The organism is Streptomyces sp. CG 926 (assembly GCF_003148825.1).
Taxonomy (GTDB): Bacteria; Actinomycetota; Actinomycetes; order Streptomycetales; family Streptomycetaceae; genus Streptomyces.
Genome location: NZ_QGGZ01000014.1, coordinates 188,160 through 214,979 on the forward strand (window position 1 = coordinate 188,160; position 26,820 = coordinate 214,979).

At 71.9% G+C, this 26,820-nt stretch carries 26 protein-coding genes; 15 read left to right on the plus strand and 11 right to left on the minus strand.

Annotated elements, in window-relative coordinates:
• Nucleotides 1-102: 102 nt before the first annotated feature.
• Nucleotides 103-2,253 carry a SpoIIE family protein phosphatase gene (locus BCL76_RS32290; RefSeq protein ID WP_146228468.1) on the minus strand — a complete coding sequence of 717 codons (2,151 nt, stop codon included), beginning with the start codon at nt 2,251-2,253 and terminating at the stop codon, nt 103-105.
• A gap of 189 nt (nt 2,254-2,442) precedes the next feature.
• On the minus strand, nt 2,443-2,802 hold the full coding sequence (locus BCL76_RS32295; protein ID WP_109782948.1) for an MmcQ/YjbR family DNA-binding protein: 360 nt from the start codon (nt 2,800-2,802) through the stop codon (nt 2,443-2,445).
• Nucleotides 2,803-2,906: 104 nt separating this feature from the next.
• On the opposite strand from BCL76_RS32295, the gene BCL76_RS32300 reads away from it, so the two are divergent.
• Together BCL76_RS32300 and BCL76_RS32305 are read left to right on the plus strand one after the other, a co-directional pair.
• Entirely contained in the window at nt 2,907-5,054 is a 2,148-nt protein-coding gene (locus tag BCL76_RS32300) for a DUF4139 domain-containing protein (RefSeq protein ID WP_109782894.1), read from the plus strand.
• A gap of 14 nt (nt 5,055-5,068) precedes the next feature.
• Nucleotides 5,069-6,634 carry a mucoidy inhibitor MuiA family protein gene (locus tag BCL76_RS32305; protein WP_109782949.1) on the plus strand — a complete coding sequence of 522 codons (1,566 nt, stop codon included), beginning with the start codon at nt 5,069-5,071 and terminating at the stop codon, nt 6,632-6,634.
• A 25-nt stretch (nt 6,635-6,659) separates the two neighbouring features.
• On the opposite strand, the gene BCL76_RS32310 is transcribed toward BCL76_RS32305, so the two are convergent.
• On the minus strand, nt 6,660-7,370 hold the full coding sequence (locus tag BCL76_RS32310; RefSeq protein ID WP_109782895.1) for a TetR/AcrR family transcriptional regulator: 711 nt from the start codon (nt 7,368-7,370) through the stop codon (nt 6,660-6,662).
• 162 nt (nt 7,371-7,532) lie between these two features.
• On the opposite strand from BCL76_RS32310, the gene BCL76_RS32315 reads away from it, so the two are divergent.
• Nucleotides 7,533-8,579, plus strand: coding sequence for a medium chain dehydrogenase/reductase family protein (locus BCL76_RS32315; protein WP_109782896.1), 1,047 nt, complete (start codon nt 7,533-7,535; stop codon nt 8,577-8,579).
• Nucleotides 8,580-8,596: 17 nt separating this feature from the next.
• Here the strand turns inward: BCL76_RS32315 and BCL76_RS32320 are convergent, their stop codons facing one another.
• Nucleotides 8,597-10,114: an alpha/beta hydrolase gene (locus tag BCL76_RS32320; protein WP_258310027.1), complete on the minus strand. Its 1,518-nt coding sequence runs from the start codon at nt 10,112-10,114 to the stop codon at nt 8,597-8,599.
• Nucleotides 10,115-10,446: 332 nt separating this feature from the next.
• On the opposite strand from BCL76_RS32320, the gene BCL76_RS39250 reads away from it, so the two are divergent.
• Nucleotides 10,447-11,538 (plus strand): PI-PLC domain-containing protein, encoded by a 1,092-nt coding sequence (locus tag BCL76_RS39250; protein WP_181382821.1) that lies wholly within the window; start codon nt 10,447-10,449, stop codon nt 11,536-11,538.
• A gap of 65 nt (nt 11,539-11,603) precedes the next feature.
• On the opposite strand, the gene BCL76_RS32330 is transcribed toward BCL76_RS39250, so the two are convergent.
• The gene (locus BCL76_RS32330) at nt 11,604-11,885 is read right to left on the minus strand and encodes a WhiB family transcriptional regulator (RefSeq protein ID WP_109782898.1); all 282 of its coding nucleotides are present in this window, start codon (nt 11,883-11,885) and stop codon (nt 11,604-11,606) included.
• A 44-nt stretch (nt 11,886-11,929) separates the two neighbouring features.
• Nucleotides 11,930-13,012 (minus strand): mechanosensitive ion channel family protein, encoded by a 1,083-nt coding sequence (locus tag BCL76_RS32335; protein ID WP_109782899.1) that lies wholly within the window; start codon nt 13,010-13,012, stop codon nt 11,930-11,932.
• A 135-nt stretch (nt 13,013-13,147) separates the two neighbouring features.
• On the opposite strand from BCL76_RS32335, the gene BCL76_RS32340 reads away from it, so the two are divergent.
• On the plus strand, nt 13,148-13,624 hold the full coding sequence (locus tag BCL76_RS32340; RefSeq protein WP_109782900.1) for an ATP-binding protein: 477 nt from the start codon (nt 13,148-13,150) through the stop codon (nt 13,622-13,624).
• Between the two features lie 109 nt (nt 13,625-13,733).
• Here BCL76_RS32340 and BCL76_RS32345 read toward each other — a convergent pair whose 3' ends face one another.
• Nucleotides 13,734-14,651: a SigB/SigF/SigG family RNA polymerase sigma factor gene (locus BCL76_RS32345; RefSeq protein WP_258310029.1), complete on the minus strand. Its 918-nt coding sequence runs from the start codon at nt 14,649-14,651 to the stop codon at nt 13,734-13,736.
• A 179-nt stretch (nt 14,652-14,830) separates the two neighbouring features.
• On the opposite strand from BCL76_RS32345, the gene BCL76_RS32350 reads away from it, so the two are divergent.
• Nucleotides 14,831-15,190, plus strand: coding sequence for a helix-turn-helix transcriptional regulator (locus tag BCL76_RS32350; protein WP_109782901.1), 360 nt, complete (start codon nt 14,831-14,833; stop codon nt 15,188-15,190).
• Between the two features lie 22 nt (nt 15,191-15,212).
• Here BCL76_RS32350 and BCL76_RS32355 read toward each other — a convergent pair whose 3' ends face one another.
• Entirely contained in the window at nt 15,213-15,974 is a 762-nt protein-coding gene (locus BCL76_RS32355) for a YqjF family protein (protein WP_109782951.1), read from the minus strand.
• An 88-nt stretch (nt 15,975-16,062) separates the two neighbouring features.
• The gene (locus BCL76_RS32360) at nt 16,063-16,350 is read right to left on the minus strand and encodes a DUF6892 domain-containing protein (RefSeq protein ID WP_109782902.1); all 288 of its coding nucleotides are present in this window, start codon (nt 16,348-16,350) and stop codon (nt 16,063-16,065) included.
• A 245-nt stretch (nt 16,351-16,595) separates the two neighbouring features.
• Between BCL76_RS32360 and BCL76_RS32370 the strand changes: the two genes are divergently transcribed.
• The 5 genes from BCL76_RS32370 to BCL76_RS32395 all read left to right on the plus strand — a co-directional run bounded on the left by BCL76_RS32370 (nt 16,596) and on the right by BCL76_RS32395 (nt 22,880).
• Complete coding sequence (locus tag BCL76_RS32370) at nt 16,596-17,762, plus strand: S1 family peptidase (protein ID WP_109782904.1); 1,167 nt, start codon at nt 16,596-16,598, stop codon at nt 17,760-17,762.
• Nucleotides 17,763-18,208: 446 nt separating this feature from the next.
• Nucleotides 18,209-19,468, plus strand: coding sequence for a glycoside hydrolase family 16 protein (locus BCL76_RS32380; protein ID WP_109782906.1), 1,260 nt, complete (start codon nt 18,209-18,211; stop codon nt 19,466-19,468).
• 139 nt (nt 19,469-19,607) lie between these two features.
• Complete coding sequence (locus BCL76_RS32385) at nt 19,608-21,272, plus strand: glycoside hydrolase family 64 protein (protein ID WP_109782907.1); 1,665 nt, start codon at nt 19,608-19,610, stop codon at nt 21,270-21,272.
• A 181-nt stretch (nt 21,273-21,453) separates the two neighbouring features.
• Nucleotides 21,454-21,849 (plus strand): MerR family transcriptional regulator, encoded by a 396-nt coding sequence (locus tag BCL76_RS32390; protein WP_109782908.1) that lies wholly within the window; start codon nt 21,454-21,456, stop codon nt 21,847-21,849.
• 107 nt (nt 21,850-21,956) lie between these two features.
• Nucleotides 21,957-22,880: an NADP-dependent oxidoreductase gene (locus BCL76_RS32395; RefSeq protein WP_109782909.1), complete on the plus strand. Its 924-nt coding sequence runs from the start codon at nt 21,957-21,959 to the stop codon at nt 22,878-22,880.
• Nucleotides 22,881-23,043: 163 nt separating this feature from the next.
• On the opposite strand, the gene BCL76_RS32400 is transcribed toward BCL76_RS32395, so the two are convergent.
• Nucleotides 23,044-23,484 (minus strand): nucleoside deaminase, encoded by a 441-nt coding sequence (locus tag BCL76_RS32400; protein ID WP_109782910.1) that lies wholly within the window; start codon nt 23,482-23,484, stop codon nt 23,044-23,046.
• A complete protein-coding gene (locus BCL76_RS32405) occupies nt 23,481-24,299 on the minus strand; it encodes an LLM class flavin-dependent oxidoreductase (RefSeq protein WP_109782911.1) in 819 nt (272 codons plus the stop codon). Before BCL76_RS32405 ends, BCL76_RS32400 begins: the two co-directional genes overlap by 4 nt.
• A gap of 93 nt (nt 24,300-24,392) precedes the next feature.
• On the opposite strand from BCL76_RS32405, the gene BCL76_RS32410 reads away from it, so the two are divergent.
• From BCL76_RS32410 to BCL76_RS32425, 4 genes are all read left to right on the plus strand, one after another.
• The gene (locus BCL76_RS32410; protein ID WP_109782912.1) at nt 24,393-24,839 is read left to right on the plus strand and encodes an Lrp/AsnC family transcriptional regulator; all 447 of its coding nucleotides are present in this window, start codon (nt 24,393-24,395) and stop codon (nt 24,837-24,839) included.
• A 92-nt stretch (nt 24,840-24,931) separates the two neighbouring features.
• Nucleotides 24,932-25,462 carry an SMI1/KNR4 family protein gene (locus BCL76_RS32415; protein ID WP_109782913.1) on the plus strand — a complete coding sequence of 177 codons (531 nt, stop codon included), beginning with the start codon at nt 24,932-24,934 and terminating at the stop codon, nt 25,460-25,462.
• A 255-nt stretch (nt 25,463-25,717) separates the two neighbouring features.
• Nucleotides 25,718-26,053, plus strand: a complete 336-nt coding sequence (locus tag BCL76_RS32420; RefSeq protein WP_109782914.1) for a hypothetical protein — start codon at nt 25,718-25,720, stop codon at nt 26,051-26,053.
• Between the two features lie 157 nt (nt 26,054-26,210).
• Entirely contained in the window at nt 26,211-26,729 is a 519-nt protein-coding gene (locus BCL76_RS32425; protein WP_109782915.1) for a hypothetical protein, read from the plus strand.
• Nucleotides 26,730-26,820: the final 91 nt, after the last annotated feature.

The following is a 26,820-nucleotide window of genomic DNA, read 5'->3' on the forward strand; positions in this document are numbered from 1 at the left end:
CATTCGATCCGTCCACCCGATCCGCCCGACCATCCCAGGCCTGGTGGAGCCCCTGTCCGTCAGGACCCGAGTCGTTCAAGGGCGGTGGGCGATCGCGCGGCGTCACGGGCCCTCGGTGCGCAGCAGCAGGAGGGCGATGTCGTCGGGGCGGGGGCCGTCGCGGTGGGCGTGCTCGATGAGTTCGTCCGCCAGCTCACCGAGCGGGTGGCGCTCCGGGGCGTCGCCGATGAGGCTCTCGACGGCGCCGATGGCGTCCTCGATGTCCCGGTCGGGGGCTTCGACGAGCCCGTCGGTGTAGAGGGCGAGGAGGCTTCCGGGGCTGAAGGGGATCTCGACGGCCGTGTACGTGGCCCCGGGTTCGATGCCCAGCAGGAGTCCGGTCGGCAGGTCCAGCATCTCGGTCGCCCCACCGGGGTGGCGCAACAGGGGCGGCGGGTGGCCCGCGGAGGCGACGCGGAGGGTATGGCCGGCGAGGTCGATGTGGGCGTAGAGGCAGCTGGTGAACAGCCCGGGTTCCAGGTCGGTGACGAGCCGGTTGGTGCGCGCGAGGACTTCTTCCGGGGGTGCCCCGGCGCCCGCGTGGACGGCGGTGCGGACCTGGCCCATCAGGGCGGCGGCGTTCACGTTGTGGCCTTGGACGTCGCCGATGGCAGCCGCGACGGTGGTGTCGTCGATGCGGATGAGGTCGTAGAAGTCGCCACCGATCTCCAGGCCGTACGCGGCGGGGAGGTAGCGGGCGGCCACGTCGAGGCCGGGGACGCGGGGCAGGGTGTGGGGCAGGAGGCCGGTCTGCAGGCTGCGGGCGAGCTGGTGGGTGGCGTCGTAGAGGCGGGCGCGGTCCAGGGCCTGCGCGATGAGCCCGGCGATCGAGGTCAGGACGGCGCGCTCGCCCGGGGCGAAGACGCGGGGGTGTCCGTAGGCGAGGACGAGGGAGCCGATGGGGCGGTTGGAGGCGATCAGGGGCAGGAACGCCCAGGCGGCCATGCCGTCCTCGATCACCGCGTCGGGGTGGGCGGCCAGGAGCTCGCCCGCGTCGCCGAAGAACAACGGGGTCGCGGTGTGCAGGATGTGAGTGATGGCGGTGTCGGCCGAGACGGGGGTGCCGTCGAGCTCCGCCAGGTGTTCGGCGGAGTATCCGCGGTGGCCGACGATCCGTACCCGCCCGTCCTGCTCCGCGAGCAGCGCCAGGGCGTGGGCTCCCAGTGACGGAACGATCTGGTCCGCGGCCTTCTCCACGACGTCCTGCGCGTGGGCGGCTTCGGTGAGGGTGACGGCGAGCAGCATGAGCGGGTACAGCGCGGTGGCTCGGCTGGGGGCGGGCTGCTCGGGGCCGGCCGGTGGGACAGGGACCGCTACGGAGGGCCGGCCGCTCACCGTGGTGATGCGGACGCTGATGCCGGTGTTGTCCGGGTACAGGTCGAAGCACACGCGCTGTCCGGTGGGGCGTTCCGCGATGAAGCTGCGGGTCAGTCGGCTCATCACGGTGGCCCGGTAGTGGTTCTCGATGGCGGGGGTGTCCATCCAGGGGAGGGCCTCCCAGGGCAAGGCTCCGAGCAGGTCGGATACGGGTGCGCCGAGCAGGTCGGCCGCCTCCGGGGTGATGAAGGTGATGGTGCCGTTCAGGTCGAGCGCGCAGTTGCCACCGGGCAGGCGCCGGACGAAGGCCATCGTGGCCGCCGCCTCGGCCGGGCCCGGTGTGGGTGCCGGGAGCGGCCGCAGGACGACCGGATACGGGCTCGGGCGCATCGGCCGGCCGGCGGCGGCGGCGCGCAGCAGGATGGTCGTCAGGAGGCTACGGGCCGCTTCCAGGGCCTTGCCTTCCTTCTCGTCGAGGTCGGGCCCGTGCGAGCCCGGCCACAGGAACAGCAGACCGGCTCCGGTGGGCTCGTGTGCCCGATCGTCGGCTTCGGCCGTGAGGGGGACGGCGGCGAGCGCGAAGTCGTACGGGAGGACGAGCCCGAGGCGCGGATAGCGGCGGGCCGTGTCCTCCTGACCGCCGAGCCAGACGAGCCGGCCCTCACGGACCGCGTCGGCCACCGGGATGGGGTCGTCCAGACCCACCCGCGACCAGGGGGCGGCGAACTCGCGGGAGAGTCCGGAGGTCAGGGTCAGGTGCAGGACACGGCGGGTGGGGTCGGGGTCGGGCAGGTAGAGCATGCCGATGGACGCTCCCGCGTCCGCACAGGCCCCGACCAGTGCCTCTCTCAGCGCACGCCGGTCGGCCTGCTGATCACGCCCCGGTACGTTTCGCACCTGACCATGGTCTCTCCATATGCCGCCTCCCGTCGGCACCCGACCGTCCCGGCGAGCCCGTACGCCCCCTACGCCTCCGTACGCACCGGCACGCACCGGCACGCACCGGCACGGGACAGTACGGGCCCGTACCTCCGCCTCCCCGCCGGTACGGGCTCGGGCGCGCCTCTGGTGGCCCCGCTCAGCGCTTCAGGACGGACCCTCGGGCGCGAGGTCGGGATGCTCCCCCAGCAGACCGGGCGGCGCCGCCTGACGCCAGGAGTCGACGACGATGGCCCGGAGCTCGTCGGTGTCGTCGAGGGCCGAGAGGCGCGCCCTCACCCAGGCGAAGGACGCCTCGTGGTCGGCGACCCAGAACTTCTCGGGCTCGGCTCGGACCAGCTCGTCGCGTTCCTCCTTCGGGCAGCGGACGGCCAGCGACGTCTCGTCGTCGGGCAGGGTCAGGAACATCTTCCCGGCGACCCGGAAGGTGGGCATGGCCCAGGCTTCCTTCTCGGTCGTCTCCGGGAGGGCGAGGGCGATTTCACGGACTTCGTCGGGCGTGCACACACCCTGACCGTACGACAGGCCACCGACATCGGGACTCCGCCCGGACGCGCGCACCGCGCGGGCGTAGGCTTCGATCGGCACGGACGCAGCGGGGGGCGGGGTACATGACGGCGGAGCAAGCACAGCGGTGGGGTTCGACCCTTGATTCGGTCGTGGTGTACGCGCAGGGCGCGCTCTGCCGCCGACTGGTCCGGGGCAGCATGCCGGCGGACGGGCGGGTGCGCGTGACGGGACTGCCCCGTTCGCTGGACCCGGGCTCGCTGCGGGCGAGTGTGCTGGGCGCGCCCGGGGTGCGGGTGACCGAGGCCCGGGTGGAGGTCGAGGCCGAGCCGCGCGGCGCCGGCGCACCCGACACACTGCGGCGCGAGGTCGAACGTCTGCACGACGAGCACGCGGCTGCGCAGGGCCGCCGGGATCGGCAACGAGTGCTGATCGAGGAGGTCAGGGCCGTGCGGCCGGTGGCCCCGGCCCCTGACCCGGAGGCCCCGCACCGTCGCACCGCGGTGGACGCGTGGTTGGAGCTCGCCGACTTCACGGAAACCCGGCTGACCGGGTTGCACGCCCGCCTCGTCGAGCTGGAGGACGCACTGCGTCTCGTCGAGCACGAGCTCGGCGTCGCCGCGGACCGGCTCGCCCGCGCTTCCACGGACGCTCCGCCTGCGCATGTGCGGACCACGGTCTCGGCGCTCCTGACCCTGGACACCACCGGGGTCGCGGAGGGTGACGGGACGGGCGACGGGGAAGGCGACCGGGAGGTCGAGCTGGAGTTGGAGTACGGGGTTCCGGGCGCCGTCTGGGTTCCGACCTACCGGCTCACGCACCGTCAGGGCGAGGGCGACGGCCGTCTGGTGCTGCGCGCCTCGGTCGCCCAGCGGACCGGCGAGGACTGGACCGGTGTGCGCATCGCCCTGGCCACCGCCGACCTGCGGCGCCGCACGGACCTGCCGAAGCTGCGTTCGGTCCGGATCGGCCGCCGGCAGCCCGCCCCCGCGCCGTCCGGCTGGCGCGAGCCCCCGGCGGGTCTCGCCGACCTGTTCGCCGGCTACGAGGCGGCCGGCTCCCGCCGCCCGACCCCGACCGTCGTACCTCCGGCCCTCAGGGTCGGCTCCGCGCCCGGCCCCGTACCGCCGCCCCTGCCCCCGCCGCCGCCACCCGCCCCGGCCGCCGCCGCCGCGCCCGCACCGCAGGGTTACGGCGCGCTCCCGGTGCCCGGCGGCGTGTACGGCGCCGCCCCGGACGGCATCGGCGGCGCGCTGCCCTCCTTCGCGCAGCCGGCCCGCCCGCGGGCGGCAGGCGGACCGCGGGGCGGCGGCATGGGCTTCGGCGGGGCCCCCGCTCCCGCAGCCCCCGCGGCTCCCGGTCGGGCCGCTCCCCCGGCCCCCGCGTCGGCTCCGGCGCCGGAACCGGTGGCTGGTCCGCCCCGGCCGAGCGGCGCCGAGCTCGACTACGCCGCGCTCGTCCTGTGCGGCCCCGACGAGCACGGCGGTCGTAGGGGCCGGTTGTTCGCCGACTCCCCCGCCGACCCGGTGGCGGCCGAACACCGTCGCCGCGCCGAGGCGGTGGGCGGGCTGCCGCTGCCCGGGCACGCCGTCTGGCCCCGCGAGTCGGCGGGGTCCTTCGACCACCGCTTCGACGCCGCCGCCCGCGCCGACATTCCGTCGGACGGCACCTGGCACACCGTCACCGTCGGGGAGATCCCGGTCGGTCTGCGCACCGAGTACGTCTGTGTGCCGTCCGTGGAGCAGACCGTGTACGCGACGCTGGTGCTCTCCAACGCCACCGACCAGGCCCTGCTGGCCGGCCCGGTGGAGGTCACCGTCGACGAGGACTTCCTGTTGACCGCCGCGCTGCCCACGCTCGCCCCCGGCGGAGTCCGCCGGGTGGGGCTCGGGCCCGCCGAGGGGGTCCGGGTCACGCGTCGTACGAACCTGCGCGAGTCGACCTCGGGCCTGCGCAACAACACCACCGTGCTCGACCACCAGGTCCACGTGGAACTGGCCAACCGGCTCGCCGGGCCGGTCACCGTCGAGGTCCACGAGCGGGTGCCCGTGACCTCCGATCCCGACGTGCGGATCGAGGAACGCGCCGACTGGACGACGCCGGAGGACGGTGCCGGGCCGGAACACCACGCCCCGGGCACCCGCGTCTGGCGGGTGGAGCTGCCCGCCGGGGGGACCACCGCCTTCGACGGCGGCTACGAGATCCGTATCCCGGCCGGCAAGGCCGTGGTCGGCGGAAACCGCAGGAGCTGACGCCCACCATGTCCATGCCCAAGGCCCCGAAGCCGATCGCCCTGCCCGTCACCGCCGTCACCTGTCTGGAGGACCGCGCCCACATCGAGCGCTCCGCCGAACTCGACCTGGCGGAGGGGGTCCAGCGACTGCGGCTCGGTCCGGTCAGCGCGCTGGCCGTCGACCGCACCCTGCACGCCGAGCTGGCCGCCGAACACCGGACCACCGTGCTCGACGTACGCATCGTCCGTAGCTGGGAACCGCGCGGACCGTTGCCGTCCGCCGAGGAGGACTCCGCCCTGCGCCGGCGCGTGCACGCCCTCGAGGAGGAGCAACTCGCCCTCGGGCAGCGGCGCGATCGGTTGCACGCCCGGCTCGACCTGCTCGGCCGGCTCGCCGCCGATCTGCTGCGGGAGATCGGCGAAGGTGCCGGCTCCGGGGAGTCCGACGGGCCCCGCTGGGCGGCCGAGTTGGACCGGGTGGACGGCGAGCGCGATACGTACGGTGAGCAACTGCGGACCGTGGAGGCCCGCTTGACCGCCCTCGCGGGCGAACTCGGCGAGACCCGCCAGGCCATGGACCACTCGGAGACCGAGCCGGCCGAGTTGGTCGGCCATATCGAGCTGACCGTGGACAGTGCGGCCGCCGGTCCGGCCCGGCTGCGTCTGAGCCACCTCGTCCCGTGCGCGCTGTGGCGGCCCGCCTACCGGGCCGTGCTGAACGGGGACGCGCTGACGCTGGAGACGGACGCGATGGTCTGGCAGCGCACCGGCGAGGACTGGTCCGACGTACGTCTGACCCTGTCGACGGCCCGGTCGGCGCTGGCCACCGAGCCGCCACGGCTGGGCGAGGACCGCCTGACGCTGGGTGATCGCACGGCGGCGGAGCGGCGCACGGTCGACGTCGAACTGCGCGAGGAGGAGATCGGGGACCTCGGTCCGGCGGCACAGGTGCTGGGCCTGCCCGGGGTGGACGACGGGGGCGAGGCGCGGGTGCTGCACTCCCCCGTACCGGTCTCCGTACGCGGGGACGGTCGCGCGCACCGGGTGCCGCTCTCCGCCTTCAGCACGGCCGCGCGCAGCGAGTACGCCTGCTCCCCCGAGCTGTCTGGGCTGGTCACCCGGGTGGTGTCGTTCGAGAACCGGTCCGGTCACGCACTGCTGGCCGGACCCGTGGATCTGGTCCGTGGCAGCGGGTTCGGCGGCCGCGGCACGGTGGAATTCACCGCCCCGGGGGCCCCGGTCGAGCTCGCCTTCGGCAGCTGTGACGACCACCGCGTGGTCCGGTACGCCGAGGAGTCCCGTGACTCGGCCGGATTCAGCCAGCGGACGGTGATCACCCGCACGGTCCGGCTGCACCTGTCCCGCTTCTCCGCCCCCGGGGACCAGGGCGAACGGGTGGTCGTCCTCCGCGAGCGGATCCCGGTCTCGGAGGTCTCGGCGGTGGAGGTGCGCCTACGCAAGGAGGCCTGCTCGCCGGCGCCGGACGCGGTCGACTCCGAGGGCATCGCCCGCTGGGACGTGGCGCTCGCACCGGGCGGCCGGCGGACGGTCACCCTGGTCTACGAGTTGTCGGCGAGCGCCAAGGTCACCGGCCTCTGAGGCGGCTTCATCGATGGGCCGACCGTCAGGCGGTCGGCCCACCGGTGAGGGCGTCCACCTCCGCCTGGAAGAACAGGGCCGGGTCCAGGCCCATGCCGGTGAAGTGGCCCGCCAGTTCCAGGGACAGGACCCCGTGCAGCCGACTCCAGAAGGCCAGGGCCTGCCGTAGCGCGGCCGGCGGGGCGTCCGGGTGGCTGTCGGCCCAAGCGCGGTGGGTGGCCAGGTGATCCTCGAAGGCGTGCGGCCCCTCGGCCGGGGCGGCGGAGCAGGCGTCCAGCAGGACGGACATCAGTTCCGAGGCGATCGCGGTGATGTCCGGCGGCGCGTGGTAACCGGGCACCGGGGTGCCGTAGATGAGGAAGTAGCGGTGCGGGTCCGCCAGGGCCCAGCGGCGCAGCACATGGGCCAGGCCGGCGAGGTCCGGTCCGCCCACGCCCGCCTCGTCGCCGTCGCCGCGGCCGGAGGAGGATGAATCGGCGGTGGCGGCCGCAGCGGCGGCGATGAAGGCGTCGGCGAGACCGCGGTAGGCCTCGCGGATGAGCTCGGTGATCAGCTCGTCACGGTTGGCGAAGTACCGGTACAGCGCCGGTCCGCTCATGCCCATCTGCTTGGCGATCGCGTTGAGGGAGAGCGCCGAGGCGCCGGAGCCCGCGATCTGCTGCCAGGCCTTCTCCTTGACCTCCTCGCGCACCTGCTCCCGGTACCGCTCCCGGGGGGTCTTCGTACCGCCCACCATGCCCGCCTCCCTCTCGCACCGCTCGCTCTTGCTCACCAGATGAGTTAGAGGCTATCACCATCGGCACACCTACTCGCGATTCAAGAAGTCATCTCTTGACACGAGGGGGATCGCCCTTCATTCTCGTTACAGGTTCTAACGAACGCGAGAAGCAGAAACTCAATGGAGGTCATGATGACGAACACCGTCGAGCGGGTCGAGGTCGTTCTGCCGGGCAAGGTCGAGCCGGAGGGCCTGCAGTTCCACCGCGGTCCCGTCCCGGTACCGGCGGCCGGCCAAGTGGTCGTCGCCATGGAGGCCACGGGCGTGTCCTTCGCCGAGCAGCAGATGCGGCGCGGCCGGTACTACGACCAGCCGCCGTTCCCCTTCGTCCCCGGATACGACCTGGTCGGCACGGTGTCGGCCGTGGGTGCGGGCGTCAGCACCGCGCTGCTCGGCCGGCGGGTCGCCGCCCTCACGAAGACCGGAGGCTGGGCGAGCCACGTCGCGCTCACCGCGGCCGACGTGGTGGAGGTACCCGACGGCGTCAGCGCGGTGGACGCGGAGACCGCCGTCGTCAACGGCATCACCGCCTGGCAGATGCTCCACCGCAAGGCCCGGGTGCGCGCCGGTCAGACCGTCCTCGTCCACGGCGCCAACGGCGGCGTCGGCTCGATCCTGGTCCAGCTGGCGCTGGCCGCGGGCGCCCGGGTGATCGGCACGGCCTCCACCCGCCACCACGACGCGCTCCGCGCTCTCGGGGTCACCCCCATCGACTACCGGTCCGGCAATGTCCCGGCCCATGTACGGGTCCTCGCGCCCGGCGGCGTGGACGCGGTGTTCGATCACGTCGGCGGCGACGGCATCCTCGAATCCTGGCGGCTGCTGGCCCCCGGCGGCACGCTCGTCTCGTACGGCAGCGCCGCCACCCGCGACGACGAGGGCTCCGGCTCGTGGCCGGTGCTCAAGCTGCTGGGCCGGGTGTGGGTGTGGAACGCGCTGCCCAACGGCCGCCGCGCGTACTTCTTCAACGTGTGGGCCGGCCGCGCCTACGCCAAGGGCCGTTTCCGGGCCCGCCTGCGCTCCGACCTCACCCAGGTGTTCACGGCCCTGCAGCACGGTGAGATCACCGCCCAGGTGGCGGCCCGGATCCCGCTGGCCCGCGCCGCCGAGGCGATGCGCCTGGCCGAGTCGGGCACGGTCGCCGGGAAGGTCGTCCTCGTCCCGTGACCCGCGCGCGGGGCACGTCAGGAGAAGGGCAGCCGGTCCGGCTGGCAGACCGTGCCGGGCGGCGGGAGGGTGCCGTCGACGAAGTAGCGGCTCTCGTAGTTGTTGATGCAGGTGCTGGAGTTGTTGAAGAGCGCGGTGTGGCCGTACCCGTTGTTCGTGAGCAGCCGCGCGTCCGCCAGTTCCTCGGCCATGGCCTGGGCGTCCGAGTGCGGCGTCGAGGGGTCGTACGTGGTGCCCACCACCAGGACGGGGTGCGCCGTGGGCTTGTTCCACGGGCCTTCGTACCGGTTGGCGGACCGGGCCGGCCAGGTCGCGCACGGCTCACCGGACCAGGACCAGTAGCGACCGGCGTCGCCCGCGCGCCGGGCACTGCCCTCCGCCAGACCCTGGTAGACGGCCGGGTCGCGCGGGTTGGGACTGTCGGCGCACCACACGGCCGCCGCCTGTTCCTCACCCAGGTACGGATTCGGGTTCGCGACCGGGGGCGGGGGCGGGTACTGGGGCGGCTTCGGAGTGCGGCCCAGCCAGAGGTCCTGCAGCCGGGCGGCGAGGTCGGTCCAGCCCGGCTTCACGATGTAGAGGCTGCTCACGGTGTCGGCGACCGTGGCGGCGTACGTCCACGGGCCCACGGGGTGCTCGCGCAGCCGTCGCGTCAGCTGGTCGAACTTGTCGCGGGTGGCTTCGGGGCTGCCGGCCGAGAAGGCGCAGCGGGCGGTACCGGCGGATCCGCACAGATCGAGGAACTTGTCGATGGTCGCCGCCGCCGTGCGGTCCGAGCCCATGCGCAGGAGGGTCGTGGTGCGGGGTTCGTTCGGCGAGGCGTTGTTCGTCCAGGCCAGCGGGTCGATGTTGCTGTCGAGCACCATGGCCCGGACCTTGTCCGGGAAGAGATTGGCGTAGGTGGCGCCCAGGATGGTTCCGTAGGAGACGCCGAGGTAGTTGAGCTGCTGCTCCCCCACCGCCCGGCGGAGCAGGTCGAGGTCCTGGGCGGTGTCGGTCGTCGACACGTGGCGCAGGAGGTCCGGATCGCGCTTCTCGCAGCGGCGACCGAGGTCCTCGTAGGCGTCGATCCAGGTGGTGCGCTCCTTGTCGCCCACCGGGAAGCCGACCGGTTTGTCCGCGCCCCAGGTCCGGGCCTCCTCAGGAGTGTCGAAGCAGTTCACCGCGGTGCTGTTGCCGATGCCTCTGGGGTCCCAACTGACGATGTCGAACCGTTCCCGCAGCTCCTTGGGGAAGGAGTCGTAGTTCTGCGGCACCTGCACGGTACCGGGGCCACCGGGACCGCCGGGGTTGACGAACAGCGTGCCCACGCGCCGGGCGGGGTCGGCGGCCTTGCGGCGGACGACGGCCAGGTCGATGGTGCGGCCGCCGGGGGCCGCGTGGTCCAGGGGCACCTCGGCGGTGGCGCAGTCGTACGGGCTGCCGGCTTTGCAAGGGCTCCAGTCCAGCCGGGGAACGGCCTGCGAGGGCGACGGCTCCGCCCGGGCCGCGGCAACGTCCGGCGCGACGAGCATCGAGGAGCAGATCGCCGCCACGGCGAGGGCCGCCGCGCGGCGGCGCCGAGCGAGCCGTGGTCGCAGTGCCCGTCGACGACCGCGCGTGACGCCCGGTCCGGCTGCGGGTGCGACTCCGGGGCCGGCTGCGGGTGCGGGTGCAGGTCCAGGTCCAGGTCCGGGCATGTTCCGCCCTCCTCCGGCAGGTCGGGGGCGTGGTACGGCCGCCGACGCCGTCGCCTCGGCACGAACCGCCCATGCCTCCACCAAACCGCGTTTCGGCACCGTGCGCGAGCCGGCCGCTGCGCGCCGGACGTCAGCCGTACGTGTCCGCAGGGGAGCGGATCGACGGCCCGCGCGCTATCCTCCGCGCCATGCTGATTGACATGGACATGCGGTTTCGGATGCGGTCGCGCGCCTGGGTGTGCCTCCTCGTGCTGGCCCTCCTGGGTACGGTGACCACAGCGGCTGCCGCGCCCCCGGCCGTGGCCTCCGCCTCGACCTCGACCACGGCCACGCCTGCCACGCCCGCCACGCCCCCGCCCACCACCGCGAGCACCGCGGCGAGCGCCGCCGCGGCCGCCCGCTGGGGCGACCGGCGGCTCGACGAGGTCGCCTTCCTGACCACCCACAACGCCTTCACCAACTACGAGGACTCCCGCTGGAGTTCGGTGAACCAGTCCGAGTCCGTACGCGCCCAGCTCGACAACGGCGTGCGCGGCCTGAGCCTGGACACCCACTGGTACGAACGCAGCACCTGGCTGTGCATCATCAGCTTCGGCAGCGACTGCTACCCCAGCGACGTGTACCTGTGCCACGGCGACTGCAAGACCTTCGCCGGAGCCACCTACGCCCTGCCGCGCCAGACCTTCCACGGCACGATGCAGACCGTGGTGGACTTCCTCGCCACCCACCCGCAGGAGGTGGTGACCGTCTTCCTGGAGGACTACGTCGGCGCCGACCAGCTACAGGCGTCCCTCGGCCGCGTCGGCGGGCTGCAGAACATGCTCTTCCGGGCCGACGAGTGGGGCGTACGGGAGCACGGCTGGCCCAAGGTCGCCGATCTCGTCACGTCCGGCAAGCGGTTGCTGATCTTCTCCGACCGGTCCGACCGGGAGCACCTGGGCGTCATGTACGACAAGTCCTGGACCGTGAGCAACTACTGGAGCCTCGGGGACCTGGGCAACGACCTCTCGTGCGTCACCCGCTGGGCCGACGTACCGCTGGACCGTCAGGAACCGGGATTCCGGCGCCTGTTCACGATGAGCCATCACCGCAACGTGCCCACCGTCCTCACGGCGGCCCTGGACAACGGCGCCAAGCTGCGCAACCGCATCGCCGACCAGTGCCGGTCGGCCACCGGGGGCCGTGATCCGAACTTCGTGTCCGTCGACTTCCACCGGCTGTCGGACGGGAGCGGCCACACGCCCGCCTCCGTCGTCGCGGAGCTCAACGCGCGCCCCTGATCCGCCCGTCGGTCCACCGGCCGGGTGGATCGCCGCGTACCGCGCGGCGTGGCACACCCGGTCGGTCAGCCCGCCTTGCGTGCACCCAGCTCGCGTCGCTCGTCCTCGGTCAGTCCGCCCCACACCCCGTACGGCTCCTGCACGCGCAGCGCGTGGCTCAGGCACTGCGATCGCACCGGGCAGAAGGCGCAGACCTCCTTGGCCTCCTGCTCCCGTGCGGCGCGCTCCTCGCCACGCTCCCCCGCCGGGTGGAAGAAGCGGTCCGTACCGAGCGCCCGGCACGCGGCTTCCTCCTGCCACTCCCACTGGTGTTCCGCACGGCCCGGCAGGCGTGCCACCTTCGTCATGTCCTACTCCCCTCGATCCGTGTTCGCGTCCTTGCCGTTCTTCCTCACGCGTCTGACCCGGGTGCGCGTTTCGAAACACCGTCCGCGGGCGTGGCCGGGGCCGCGGCCGTCGAGACCCGCGGCAGGGCGTACGGGTGCTTCTCGGCCAGCCAGGCGACGAGTTGTTCGCGAACCGCACAGCGGGCGGTCCACAGGTCGTCCGCGTCCTTCGCGGTGACGATCGCCCGCACCACGATGGCGCTGGGCGTCGTGTCGGTGACCGACAGGTCCCAGCCGCGGCCGTCCCAGGCCTCGCAGCCGTCGAGGATCTCCCGGAGCTTCTCGCGCATCAGCGCCACGGGGGTGGTGTGGTCGCAGTGCAGGAAGACCGTTCCGGTCATCTGTATCCCGCCGCGCGACCAGTTCTCGAAGGGGCGCCCCGTGAAGTACGAGACGGGCATGGTGATCCGGCGTTCGTCCCAGGTACGCACGGCCAGGAAGGTGAGCGTGATCTCCTCGACCACACCCCACTCGCCGGCCACCACGACCGTGTCGCCGATCCGCACCATGTCGCCGAAGGCGATCTGGAATCCGGCGAAGAGGTTGCCGAGGGTGGACTGGGCGGCCACGCCCGCGACGATGCCGATGATCCCGGCCGAGGCCAGCAGCGAGGTGCCGACGGCGCGCAGGTCGGGGAAGGTCAGCAACATCGCCGCGGCGGCCACCACGGCGACCACCGCGGTGACGATCCGCATGATGAGCGTCACCTGGGTGCGGACCCGGCGGACCCGGGAAGGGTCACGGGTGCCGTGCGCGTAGCGGGCGTACGAGGACTCGACCACGGCGGAGGTCACCAGGACGACGCACCAGGCGCTCGCGCCGATCAGTACGAGTGTCAGGACCCTCCCCACGGCCGCCTCGTGCTCCCGCAGCGGCTGCCACCCGATCTGCCGGTACACGGCGCGCAGCGTCGCCGCGAGCAGCAGGACCCGTACCGACGTGCGACAGCGGCGCAACATGGTCCAGAGCGGTGTCTCGGGGTGACGCGCGGCCGCGCGCCGCAGCAACAGGTCGGTGGCCCTGCCCGCGGCGAAGGTGAGCACGATCGCGCCGCCGATGAAGGCCGACACTTGCAGAATGCTGTTCATGACTCCTCTGGACGGGTCTGGGGGACAGGTCCCGTCGCACGTGCCCGGGGCACGCCGGGACAAACGGGGCGTCCGATTCCCGATGGTGGGTACAAGCGACCAGGAGACGACAGCCGAGGACGAGGTGAGTGCGCAGTGCAGACCATCGGACCGGACACCGGCGGGCCCGCATCGGACACGCGGGGACCGGCCTTCACACAGCTCCGTCGGCTCGCCCTGCGCGACGCCTTGCGGCAGGTCGCGCGCGGCCGCCGGTTCACCCGCGAGGCGCTGGCGGACTGGGGGTGGGACGGTCACGACACCGCCGAGGACGCCGTCCTGCTCGTGTCCGAGCTGGTCACCAACGCCAAACTGCACGCCGGCGGCTGCCACGAGCTGCTGCTCCGCGCCGGGGACGTGCTGCGTGTCGAGGTGTACGACGGCCTGGGTGATCTCCCGCGACCGCTGCACCCCTCGCGTTCGGCCCACCCGGGGCGCCCCGGCGGGCACGGCCTGCGCCTGGTGCACCGGCTCGCGGACCGGTGGGGTGTCCAGGCCGTCGGGCGCGGCAAGGTCGTCTGGGCCGAGATCGACGCCGAGCGCCTACGGACGGGCCGACCCGGGTCCGCCTGACGCCGACGCGCAGGTCGAGCGGGTTCAGGCGGGCCCGGGTCGGGCGTACGTGGTCAGGCTTCCCGGCCTCCGGACCTCTCGGCCTCCCGGGGTCGGCTTCACGGGGTGGTCAGCTGTGCAGCAGTTCCTCGCGCAGGGTGCCGAGCGTGCGGGTGAGCAGGCGGGACACCTGCATCTGGGAGAGGCCGATCTCCTCGCCGATCTCCGCCTGGGTCATCTCCTGGCCGAAACGCAGCTCCAGGATCTGGGTGGAGCGCTCGTCCAGGTCGGCGAGCAGGGGCGCGAGAGCGTGCCGGTCCTCCACCGCTTCCAGGGCGGGGTCGATGTCGCCCATGGTCTCGGCGAGGCTGCGCGAGGCCGTGGACGTCTGGGAGCCACCGGCGGCGCCGTCCTGGGGCACGTCGAGGGACTGGGTGGAGTAGCCGTTGGCCGCGATAAGGCCCTGACGGACCTCGTCCTCGGTGAGGTCCAGCCGCTCGGCGAGCTCCGCGGGGGTGGGCGCGCGGTCCGTCTCGGAGGTCAGCTCCTCCGTGGCCTTCGCGAGCTGCAGGCGCAGCTCCTGGAGGCGGCGCGGCACCCGTACGGCCCAGGTGGTGTCCCGGAAGTGGCGCTTGATCTCGCCCGTGATGTAGGGCAGGGCGAGCGTGCTGAGCTGTGTGTTGCGCTCGGGGTCGTAGCGGTCGATCGCCTTGATCAGCCCGATGATGCCGACCTGCACGATGTCCTCGTTCTCGGGGCCGCCGGGGCGGTCGCGGAACGGACGGGCGGCGAACTGCACCAGTGAGATGTTCATCTCGATCAGGGTGTTGCGCACGTACTGGTACTCGCGGGTGCCCTCTTCGAGGCTCTGCAGCCGTTCGAAGAAGACATGGGTCAGCTCACGGGCGTCGCTGGTCGACAGTTCCCGCGGGCAGGGCACGTCCGGCAGCCCGCCCGGTGCGGGGGCTTCGCCGGTGCCACCGCCGGGGATGGCGGTCGTCGGGATCGTCGTCGGGGTCATGGCCTCGGCCGTGGCCGTGAAGGTCATCGTCTTCGCTCCTTGGGCACGTGTGCTTGCGGTGCGGTGCGTCGCTCGAAAGCTCTGGTCATGCGGAACTCTGCTTCCGCCTCCCCTGCACCCTGTCGGGGCACGGGACAGACGTCAAGTAATACCGGAAAACCAGTTCGGGAATTGCATTTCGTGAGTCATCCCTCAAGAATGACGGTGTGGAGAGCGAGCACACTGGGCCCCGCCGCAACGGCTGGACCTTCCTGACGAACCATGCCCGGGTTCTGATCGCCATCGCGCGCGACCCGGGCATCCGGCTGCGCGACATCGCGGTGGAGTGCGGTCTGACCGAGCGCACCGTGCAGGCCATCGTCACGGACCTGCAGGCGGACGGGTACCTCAGCAGGACCCGGGACGGGCGGCGCAACCGCTACGTCGTGGCTCCGGGCGCGCGCTTCCGCCACCCGGCGGAGGCCGGCCACGAGATCGCCGGCCTGCTGGCCTACCTCACGGGCCCCCTGACCGCGCCGGCGACGCCGGTCGCCGAGGTGGCGAACGACACACCCGCCCAGGGCTGAGACGCGCCCCGGGTCGCCCGGGTCAAGGACCCAGGGACGGCCGTCCGAAGCGTACGGGGACCCCGGGCGAGTAGAGGACGCTGACCGGCGGCCCGGCCGGGGCGGGCAGGCCCGCCGCTGCCACCAGGTCCTCGTCGCAGTCGAGGACCTCGGCGCGGTGCAGCGGCCAGCGCGGGTGCGCGTTCGGGACGTACAGCGGTCGGCCGAGGAGTTCCGTGTGCATGCCCCAGCGCGCGGTCAGGAAGTGCTCCAGGGCCGTCGGCTCCGCGAGGGGCTCACCCACCCGTACGGCGATCCGGCTGTGCGCGCCGCGCGGGCCGGGCAGGCGCCGGCTGCTGGTGTACGTGACCGTGTCGCCCTCGCGACGGACCGCCATCCGGGACCAGACGTACGGGAGCCGGAACGCCGCCCGGCCGATGGCCACCGGGATCAACCGGGAGGCGTCCAGCGACCGGAAGACCACGGCGCGGCGACCGCGGGCGTCGACGGAGTAGAGGCGGACGTTGGTCTCCGGGAAGGAGCCCAGGTAGGGGACGCCGGGCAGGCGGAACCAGCCGACCTTGTGCATGCGGAAGGCGATCAGGCCGACGTACGTCACCCCGTCCAGGGTGTCCGGCACGGTGCCGGCCGGCAGCAACGGGGCCACGTGGGCGGGGTCGGCGGCCCAGTGCAGGAAGGCCAGGTCGAGCCAGGACTGGGTGAGCAACGGGCGGTCCACCGGGTGCGGCGGCTCGGCCGTCACCGGCTCCGGCTCCGGCTCCGGGACCACGGCGGTCGGCGGCATCTGACGCATTGGTTCAGTATTCCCCGCGAGCCCCGCGCCGACGCCGGCGGCCCCGGTGCCGTGCCCGCGGGGGGCGGCGGCGGGGCGGTCAGGCCGAGCCCATGCCGTCCTCGACGCCGGCGAGCAGTGCGGCCGGGATCTCCAAGGCCTCGAAATGGGCCCGGGACTCCCACAGCACCTCCCCGTGGAGGCCCTTCTCCAGTACGTGGGACGCGGGGTCGCCGATCCCGTGCTCGGCCGGCCGCGCGGGCAGGTCGTAGGCCGGGAGGAGAAGGGGCTCGGGGCCGTACATGAGCTGCTCGATGACGAGCAGCTCGAGGTCGAAGTCGCGGAACCGGCTCAGGGGGAGCCGGGCCCGGTCGGGTACGGCGCCCACTACGCCCTCTGCAGCGAACGCGCGGACCTGGGCGTCGAGATCGGCGGCCGTGTGATCCGCCGATCCCCGGCCGCGACCGCGACGTCGGTCAGGCCGGTGACGAAGTCGACCCTCGGCCGGGGGCGGGTCCCGCCGCGGCGGAACCGGAATTTGGTATGGACCTGACAAATGAGGTCGGCTAGCGTAGCGCCCGACACTCTCTGAGAGCGCTCTCAAGCGTTCGATCCCCCACGCCAGGAGGTCTCGTGAAACCCACCAGCCCCTTACGCGCCGCCGTCGCCTCTCTGCTCCTGACCGTCGGTCTCGGCGCCGCCCACACCGGCGTGGCGAGCGCCGCCCCGCTTCCGGAGCCCGCCGCGGCATCGTCCGCCGCAACGCCGTCCGCCTCGGCCGGACTGCTCGACGCGATGCGCCGGGACCTCGGGCTCACCGCTCCCCAGGCCGAAGAACGGCTGAGCGCGGAAAAGGCCGCCACGGCCGTGGAGAAGACCGCACGGCAGGCCACGGGTGGTGCGTACGGCGGGTCGTGGTTCGAGCCGTCCACCGGCCGGCTCGTCGTCGCGGTGACCGACCGCGCGCAGGAGTCCGAAGTGCGGGCACTGGGCGCCGACACCCGCCTCGTCCAGCACAGCGCCGCCGCGCTGGACCGCGCCAAAGCGCGCCTGGACACGCTGCACGCCCCCACCGGGGTGGCCGGCTGGCACGTCGACCATCGGACCAACAGCGTCGTCGTCACGGTCGTACGTACCGAGCGGGAAGCCCCCGCCGTGCGGGAGTTCGTCGACCGGGCCCGGGCCGCCGGCCCCGTCACCGTCGCCGAGACGACACAGGAGCCCCGTACCTACGCCGCGGGCACCGTCGGCGGCGACCCGTACTACACCGGCAACGTCCGCTGTTCGATCGGCTTCTCCGTGTACGGCGGCTTCGTGACGGCCGGTCACTGCGGGCAGGCGGGGGCCGCCGTGCGCGGCTGGGACGGGTCGGCGATGGGCACCTTCCAGGGATCCTCGTTCCCCGGCAACGACTACGCGTACATCGGCATCCACAGCGGTTGGTGGACCGTACCGGTGGTGCTCGGCTGGGGCACCATCCCGGACCAGCTGGTACGCGGCTCCGCCGAAGCACCCGTGGGCGCCTCGATCTGCCGGTCGGGGTCCACGACGCACTGGCACTGCGGCACCGTCCTCGCCAAGAACGAGACCGTCAACTACAGCCAGGGCGCCGTTCACCAGATGACGAAGACCAGCGTCTGCGCCGAGGGAGGCGACTCCGGCGGCTCGTTCCTCAGCGGGGACCAGGCCCAAGGCGTCACCTCCGGCGGCTGGGGCAACTGCTCGTCCGGCGGCCAGACATGGTTCCAGCCGATCAACGAAATCCTCGGCCGCTACGGCCTGACGCTGCACACCGCCTGACGTTGCACACGCCCGAGGTCGGCGCGGCACCAGGTCCTCCGGGCGCGAGCCCCGGAGGACCTGTCGCCCGGCTTCCCGTACGGGGCCGGCGGCGCCGCTCGTCGAGGTGTCCGGCGTCCCGGACCGAAGCCGGTGCACCGATCGAGAGGCTGCGCGGCGGCGGTCCGGCCGACGATCACGTGAGGCTCCGATTCACACCTCGCTGCATCAAGCCAGCCTTAAGAGATCGTTAAGCCGCAGGCCACCCGCGAAAACCGCAGGTCAGAGGCGTGTGAGGAGCGACGTCCGACGTTGCCAGGACAGTTATCCCTCCGTAATACTCACTGCCTCGGGTGACATTGCGTCACGTTTGAGAGCGCTCTCGTACCCCTGCTGCCACTCGTCACGGCTCGCTCGCCCGGCCTGGCCCCCTCCTCCTCCCCCACCCCAGACAAGGACCCATGCCCATGGCTGCTGCTCATCGCGCACGTCGCCGCTCTCTCGGCGGAATGGTGCTCCTCGTGACCACCGCCCTGGTCGCGGCGGTGCTCATGTCCTTCACCCGCTCGGTCGCCCCGCCCGCCGGTGCCGCAGTTGTCGCGCAGGCCTGGTCCGACGAGTTCGACGGCGCGGCCGGCCGCGCTCCTGACGCCGCCAAGTGGACTCTTGAGACCGGTGGTTCGGGCTTCGGCAACCACGAGCTGCAGTACTACACCAACAGCACCTCGAACGCCGCGCTCGACGGCCAGGGCAACCTCGTCATCACCGCGCGGAAGAACACCGACGCCGGCCTCGGCTGCTGGTACGGGCAGTGCCAGTACACCTCCGCCCGGCTGAACACCGCCAAAACCTTCACCCAGGCGTACGGCCGCTTCGAGGCCCGCATCAAGATCCCGCGCGGCCAGGGCATCTGGCCCGCCTTCTGGATGCTCGGCAACGACCTCGGCAGCGTGGGCTGGCCGGGCAGCGGCGAGATCGACATCATGGAGAACATCGGCCCCGAGCCCAACACCGTGCACGGTACTGTGCACGGCCCCGGCTACTCCGGAGCGGGCGGCCTCGGCGCCGCGTACAGCCTGCCCGGCGGCCGCGCCTTCGCCGACGACTTCCACGTGTTCGCCGTCGACTGGAGCCCGAACTCCCTCGTCTGGTCGGTGGACGGCACCACGTACAAGACCCTCACGCCGGCCGACACCGGCGGCAACAAGTGGGTCTTCGACCACCCGTTCTTCGTCATCCTCAACCTGGCGGTCGGTGGGGACTGGCCCGGCAGCCCGGACGCCTCCACGTCCTTCCCGCAGACGATGACCGTCGACTACGTCCGCGCCTCCTCCGCCGACGCCCCCGCAGCCCGCCCGATCCGTGGCATCGGCGGCATGTGCGTCGACGTCGCCGGCGGCTCCGACGCCGACCGCACCCCCATCCAGCTGCACGACTGCACCGGCAGCCCGGCCCAGCAGTGGACCATCGGGGGCGACGGCACCGTCCGCGCCCTCGGCAAGTGCCTTGACGTCGCGGGCGGCTCCACCGCCGACGGCGCCGTCGTCCAGCTCTACACCTGCAACGGCACCAACGCCCAGAAGTGGACGTACACCGCCGCCCGCGACCTCACCAACACCGGTGCGGGCAAGTGCCTGGATGCCAAGGGCAACTCCTCCGCGGACGGTACCCGGTTGCAGACCTGGACCTGCACCGGCGCCGCCAACCAGAAGTGGACGGTCGGCTGACCCACCGGCCCCACCGCCCTCCCTTCTCCCTCCCCCTCCCCCTCCCCCTCCCCCTCCCCCGGTCCCCGCGTCCGACCGCTCCCCCGCCCGACCTCACGAAGAACGGACCCCCACCGTGACGGCTCGCCACCAACGAACCATGCCCCGCAGAAAACTCCTCGCCGTGACAGCGGGCCTGGCGCTGGGCGTGCCCGCCGCGGCAGCCTGGCTCGAGATGGGCGCCAACGCGTCCACCACCGCCACGCTCCCCCTGGACCTGGTGAACACCACCGGCAACAACACGGTGTACGCCTACGTGCTCGGCCGAGACCCCGCGGCCGGCGGCACCTGGGCCTTCATCCAGGCCAACGGCGCCGGCCTGTACCACCCGCCGGCTCCGGCCAACGATCAGACCCCGCTCGGGGTCGACTGCGCCATCCCGCTCAACGCGTCCGGCGCCGGAGCCCGGCGGGTGACGCTGCCGCGCCTGGACAGCGGCCGGATCTACTTCTCGGTCGGCACGAAGCTCACCTTCCTGGTGAACCGCGGCGGCGGTCTGGCCCTGCCGTCGGTGAGCAACCCCACCGACCCCAACGCGAACGTCGCTCACGACTTCTGCGAATTCACCTTCAACAGCGACCAGTTGTACGCCAACATCACATTCGTCGACATGGTCTCGCTGCCGATCTCCTTCCAACTGGAGACCGGGCAGGGCACCCAGACGGTGCGCGGCCTGCCCGCCGACGGACTGTCCCGGGTCGCCGCCGCGCTGCGGGCCCAGTCCGCTGCCGACGGCAGCGACTGGAGCAGGCTGATCGTCGCCGCGGGTGGCCGCGACGTGCGCGTGCTCAGCCCCAACCTGGCGATCCGCGGCAACAACGCCTTGTTCCGTGGCTACTTCGACGGCTACGTGGACGAGGTGTGGAACAAGTACCGCTCCACCGACCTGCGCATCGACACCCAGTTCAGCTGGGGAACCGTCACCGGCCGGGTCAATGGCGACGTCCTCACCTTCCCCGGAGTCGGCAGCTTCGCCAAGCCGTCCACCCTTTCGATCTTCTCCTGCAGCGACGCGCCCTTCACCACGGGCAACGACCTGATGGGCAATCTCAGCGCACGGCTCGCCGCCGCCTTCAACCGCACCACGCTGCTGGACAACCCCCACCAGCCGACCGCCGAGAACCCCGCCGCTTTCTACACCCGACCGCGCACGAACCACTACGCCCGCATCCTGCACAACACCACCCCCGACCATCTCGGGTACGCCTTCCCGTACGACGACGTGCATCCGGCCGGAGTCGACTTCGAGGGCAAGGTACAGTCGGGCACCCCCGGCCGCTGGACCATCACGGTCGGCGGTGTGGCCGGGGGCGGCACACCGGACCCGACGCCGACCGCCACCGCCCCGGGCGGCGGGGTCGGCGCGTTCACCACCATCCAGGCGGAGGCGTTCAACGCCCAGTCCGGAGCACAGGTCGAGGCCTGCTCCGACGGCGGCGGCGGATCCGACGTCGGCCATCTGTCCAACGGGGACTGGCTCAAGTACTCGGCCGTCGCCTTCGGCTCCACCGGCGCCACCCGCTTCGACGCCCGCGTCGCTTCCGGAGCCGCCGGCGGAGTCAGCGGCCTGGTCCAGGTCCGCCTCGACAGCCCCACAGCCACGCCGGTCGGCGGCTTCTCCGTCGCCAACACCGGCGGCTGGCAGGCCTGGCGCACCGTCCCCGCCGACATCCGCCGCACCACCGGAACGCACGACGTCTATCTGACCTTCGACAGCGGCCAGCCCTCCGACTTCGTCAACGTCAACTGGTTCTCCTTCGCCTAGCCAGGCATGTGCTGGGCGGCGCCGCGCCACCTCCGCCGAACCGGACACCGTCCGTGGACGTGAACGCCGAGCAGCCGGGGCGCCCATCCCGCGTGGGCGCCCCGGATCGTTCGACCGCGCCGCCACCGCCACCGGCGACGCGCTCTGAGCGTGGGGCACACGCGGGCGTAGGCTCTCAAGGATGCGGATAGGCGAGTTGTCGAAGCGTTCGGGCGTGAGTCCCCGCTCACTGCGGTACTACGAAGAGCAGGGTCTGTTGACCAGCTCGCGCTCCGAGGCGGGGCAGCGTCACTATTCCGATGCTGCGGTTCAGCGCGTTTCGCTCATCCGGCAGCTGTTCGATGCGGGTATGTCCAGCAGGGTGATCGCAACCGTGTTGCCGTGTGTGGACGTCCCGGATGACCTGGATGTCGCCGAGGAGACGTTCACGGCGATGATGCGCGAGCGCGACCGAATTGACGCCGCCATCGCGCACCTGATCGAGACCCGGGAGGCACTCGACGTGCTGATCAGGGCCAACAGTCGGCACCGGGCGGAGCTGTCCACGGGCCCGGCACCGGTGGCGCAGCCGTCCTGATGCTGTGATCTGCATCTCATCCGCTTGCCCCTCACATCAATGTCAAAGGGGAGAGTGGCGACAACGCCCGGAACTCACCGGGGCGGTCATATGAGAGGCGGCGAAAGATGGGGCAGGCGTGGGGTTTCGACAGGTATGGCGGGCCCGAGGTGCAGGAGTTCTTCGATCGTCCCGATCCCGTCCCCGGTCCCGGCGAGGTGCTGATCCAGGTCGACGTCGCAGGCGTGAATCCCCTCGACCACCTTCTGCGCTCAGGTCTGGTCGACGGGCTCGACGGCGGACGTCCGTTTCCCCGCGTGCTGGGCATGGAGGCAGCCGGAACCGTCCTCGCGCGGGGCGAGGACGTCAACGGGCTCGAAGTGGGTGACGCGGTCTTCGGCTTCGCACTCACCGGTGGCGGAACCTACGCCGAGACGACGGTGCTGTCCGCACCGAACACCGCACGCATCCCGGAGGGCCTGTCCATGACCGTGGCGGCAACGCTGCCGGTGGCCGGGACCACCGCGGTGGACGTGCTCGACCAGCTCGGCCTCCCGGCAGGTGCCACGGTCCTGGTCAACGGGGTCGGAGGCGGGGTCGGCCTCGCCGTCGCCCGGCTGGCCATCGGTCGTGAGCTACGCGTGATCGGCACCGGCAGCACTGCCAAACGCGAACACGCCGAGGCCATCGGGGTGCACTTCATCGACTACACCACCAAGGATGTCGTTGCCGCGGTACACGAGCTGGTTCCGGACAGTGTCGACGGGATCGTCGACCTGGTCGGAGGCACCTCGCTGCGGCTGGTCGCTGGCCTGGCCCGGAATCACCGCAACGTCATCGCTGTGGGTGATACGTCTGTGCTCGATCTCGGTGGGCGTTTCGTCGAGCGTCGCGTCGACCGCGAAAACCTGGAGCGGTCGGCCCGGCTGGCCCTCGAGGGAGTGCTCACACCCGTAATCACCGCGGTCCATCCGCTCTCCGACGCCCCGGCCGCCCTCGCCACCGTCGAGAACGGTCACGCCTCGGGCAAGGTTGTCATCAAGGTGGCATGAGACGGGCCGGCCGCCGACGCCGTCGACGGCTCATGCCTCGTACATCCGGTCCCTGACGGCCCGGCCGCCCGTGCCCGCGTCCCGAGGCGCGCCGGGCCCGCTGGTGGGAAGCCTGCCCTCACGGACAGCGGCCCGGACCCCCGTTTCATGCCCACACGCGCCTTCACCGATTCGGCCGGTAGTAGTCGTCGATGGGGATGCGTGCCTCGTCGAACAGGGCGGGGCCGTCCTGGGCCACCGTGGGCCATGTGCCCGACTCCGGGTTGAGCTCCACGAGTTGCTCGGTGGAGAGTGCGTACACGACACGTCCGAGCCCGGAGCGGACGATGCCGCCGGCGCACATGCCGCATGGTTGGCAGCTGGTGTACAGAGTGGTGCGTGCGGCGGTGTGAGGGTCGAGTTCGCGTGCCGCCCAGCGTGCGAGTTTCAATTCGGGGTGGGCGGTGATGTCGTCGTCACGCCGCACGGTGTTGTGGGCTTCGGCGAGGATCGTGCCGTCGGGGCCGGCCAGCAGGGAGCCGTAGGGTGCGTCGCCCAGGGTGGTGGCATGGGCCGCGATGGCGACGGCGCGCCGTAGGAGTGCCTCGTCGGCAGCAATGATCATGAAGATGTCTTCCAGTGTGTGGCAACGGAGGTGAGTGCCCGCCAGGCCTCGTGGGGTCGGCGTGTTTCCTCGGGATCGCCGTGGTAGGGGTCGAGCACCACGGCGTCGGCCCCGAGGCGGCGAAGCTCGTCGAGATCTTCGCGGACCTGTTCGAGGGTGCCGGTGCCCGCGAGTCGCTCGGGGCCGCTGACCGGTGCGTCGGTCAGCCGCAGGGCGATGCGGGGCGCGAACGCCGGCAGCGTGCGGCTCGTCACGACCGAGCGCATCCAGGGCAGGGTGCCCCGCAGCGGATGCCAGGCATCGCCGAACCTGATGGCGCGGCGGATGCCCGCCTCGCTGTTGCCGCCGACCCAGAGAGGGATCGGGGCGGTGCGCTCGTGGCGCTCCTCGTGCCAGGCCTTGCGCAGGGCGACGAGGTGCTCGTCGGTCAGCCTGCCGCGCGCGGTGAACGGCACGCCGAGCGCGTCGAATTCCTGCCGTGCCCAGCCGACTCCCACCCCGAGCACGAGCCTGCCACCGCTGAGCTGGTCGAGATTCGTGGCCATGCGCGCCACCAACAGCGGGTGCCGGTACGGCATCACGAGCACCGTCGTGCCCAGCCGCACCCTGGTGGTGATGCCGGCAAGCCAGGACAGGGTGGTGAACGGCTCGTAGAACGGCGCCGGGTAGCGCGCGGACACGTCCGGGGTGACGGCCACATGATCCGACACCATGAGGAGATCGAAGCCGAGCCCTTCCACGATCCGCGCCCACTCGCGCAGCACGCCAGGATCGGTTCCCGGCCCGAAGTTCGGTACGTTCACGCCAAGTTGCATGTGTGGAGGCTATCTCGGCGATCAAGAAAAATGACAGATTCTTCTTCCGGTCAACTGAACATTTCTCCACGAGTTTCCCGGTAGGGTCGCCATATGGCCGGGAATCTTGATGACATCGACTGGGCGATCATCGACGAGCTGCAACGGGACGCGCGCATCTCCCTCAGCGAGTTGGGGCGGCGAGTGGGTCTCGGCTCGTCCGCCACCACGGAACGGGTGCGGCAGCTGGAGGCGACGGGCGTCATCACCGGCTACCGCGCCGTGGTCGACCTGACCGAGGTCGGCTACCCCGTGCTGGCCGTCGTCCGGTTGAAGTACCCGGGCAACCGCCACCAGCCGTTGCGCCGGCTGCTCGCGGATCGACGGGAAATCCTGGAGTGCCTGCGCACCACCGGCGACGACTGCTACACCCTGAAGGTGGCCGCGACCTCCATGGAACACCTGGAGACGCTCATGGACGAGCTGGCCGGCTTCGGCAGCACGACCACGAGCGTCGTCTACAGCCAGACCCTGCCTTATCGCGGACCTGACCGGCCCTGAAGTCGAGCAGGTGCCACTCGCCGGCACCTGCCGCCCACTGTCATCCCGCCCGTCCGTCCGGACGCGCCAAGCCTGAGAAGCAGGACCCCGCTGTGAGCAACGCCCTTGCACGTCTGCTGGACATCGCCCCGGCGCCGAGCCGGCTCCGCGACAAGGATTGGGGCGAGGTCGAACGCGCCCTCGCAGTCGAACTCCCCGATGACTACAAGGAACTCATCGGCGTCTACGGAGGAAGCAACTGGGACGACTACCTTTACGTCCTGGAGCCCGACTGCCCCAACAAGCACTACGACCTCCTCGCATGGGCCAAGTACCAGTTCGAAGACCTGCAAGGCCTCTGGACGGTCGAGAAGAAGCCGACGGAACTGGAGACCGAAGGGTCCGTGCTCATCCCGTGGGCGACCACGGACAACGGAGAGTGCCTGTACTGGCTCGTTCTGCCGGGCGTCGAGCCGAACGACTGGACCGTCATGGTGAACGAGGTGAGCGACCGATGGGAACACCATCCCGTGTCATGTACGCAATTCCTCGCGTCCGTCCTCACCGGAGAGTTGCAGTCGAACATCCTCTCGTCATTGTTTCCTCTGGCCACGCATGAATTCCGCCGCCTCGGTGGAGAGTGACGATGCGGCGACCGGGGCGGGAGCGGCCGACGCCGAGGTGCTCGGCGATGGCGGTGATCGGCTCCGTGGGCCCCCTTGGGACAGAGCGCCCTCAAGACCCCGGCAAGAGGGGCGTGGCACTCCCACGCGCGGCCGTCAAGCCCCGACTTCCCGGGTCGTGCGCCGGGCGGCCGGGCCGGAGGTAATGGAAGAACCGACAGCCGCGACGTACGACAGCGGCCGTCCCCACCCCCGGACCCTGGAAGGCCCCCGGCCATGACCACCCACCTCACCCGCCTCCTCGTCCCGCTCACCGCCGTCGCCGCCGTAGCGGTCGGCGGCCTCTCCATGACCTCCGCCGTAGCCGCCACGCCCCGGACCGCCCCCGCCCTCTCCGCGCACACCCCCCTCTCCGGGGACCAATACACGGACCCCTACCGGCCCGGCCGCCCGCAGCAGAACCAGCGAAACGGGCGCGGTCGGGGGCACTGCTTCGGCTACTGCGCTTACGGCTCGAGCGGTCAGGGCAGCGTGAAGCCGCAACCGAAGCCGAGCGGCTGGGTGGACTCGTTCATCCACGGCGCGGAGTCGGTCACTGGGTCCTCGTCGTAGAGGTGGTGGCCGCCGTTGCTGCGTTCCGGCCACCCCGGCCGCCTCGGCGGGCTGCCCGCCGCTTACCGAGCGTCACGGCCGTAGGCCGCGGTGCGAGACCTCGGGCGGTACAGCACCTACCCGGACAGGTGTCGTACCCCGCTCGTACGCTCGCTCGATGACCTCTTACGAAGGCACCCACCCCACCGTTCTCGTCCGGGTCGGCGACCGGCACGCACAGATCGACGAGCAGCTCGCACCCACCATCCAGGCGATCTGGGAGTGCGGGTTCGACACCTTCACCTGCTGCCAGGACCTGGGCGAGAGCAACGCGGGCCGGCCGGAGAAGCTGCCGCACATGACGGAGTGGGTGGAGTCCAGGCGCGGCTGGATGCTCATCGACTTCCCGGCCGACAGCGGCCTCGCTTTCCTCTCGGCCGTGGCGAATGCCGGCCCGCGGGACGCGTTCTACGTCCGGATGACGCACTGGGCGGCTCCCGACGCGTGGGACGTGCGGATCAAGCCGATGGACGTGGCGATGTTCAAGGAGGAGCTGCCATCGCGGTTTCGTCTCCAGCTGCTCCAGGTGAGTTTCCCGTCGTACGACCTGCCGGAACTGACTCGGCGCCTTCACGAGCACGCCGCAGGCCGCTCGGTACCGCCCGCCCCCACCGACTGGACCACCGTCGGCCGCTAGGCCGTGTTTTAGAACTGGGGTCCGTGTCTCGCCCTGTGCCGTGATGATCTCGGTGTGGGGCGAGGGGATCTTTCAGATGAGCAGTGGGCGG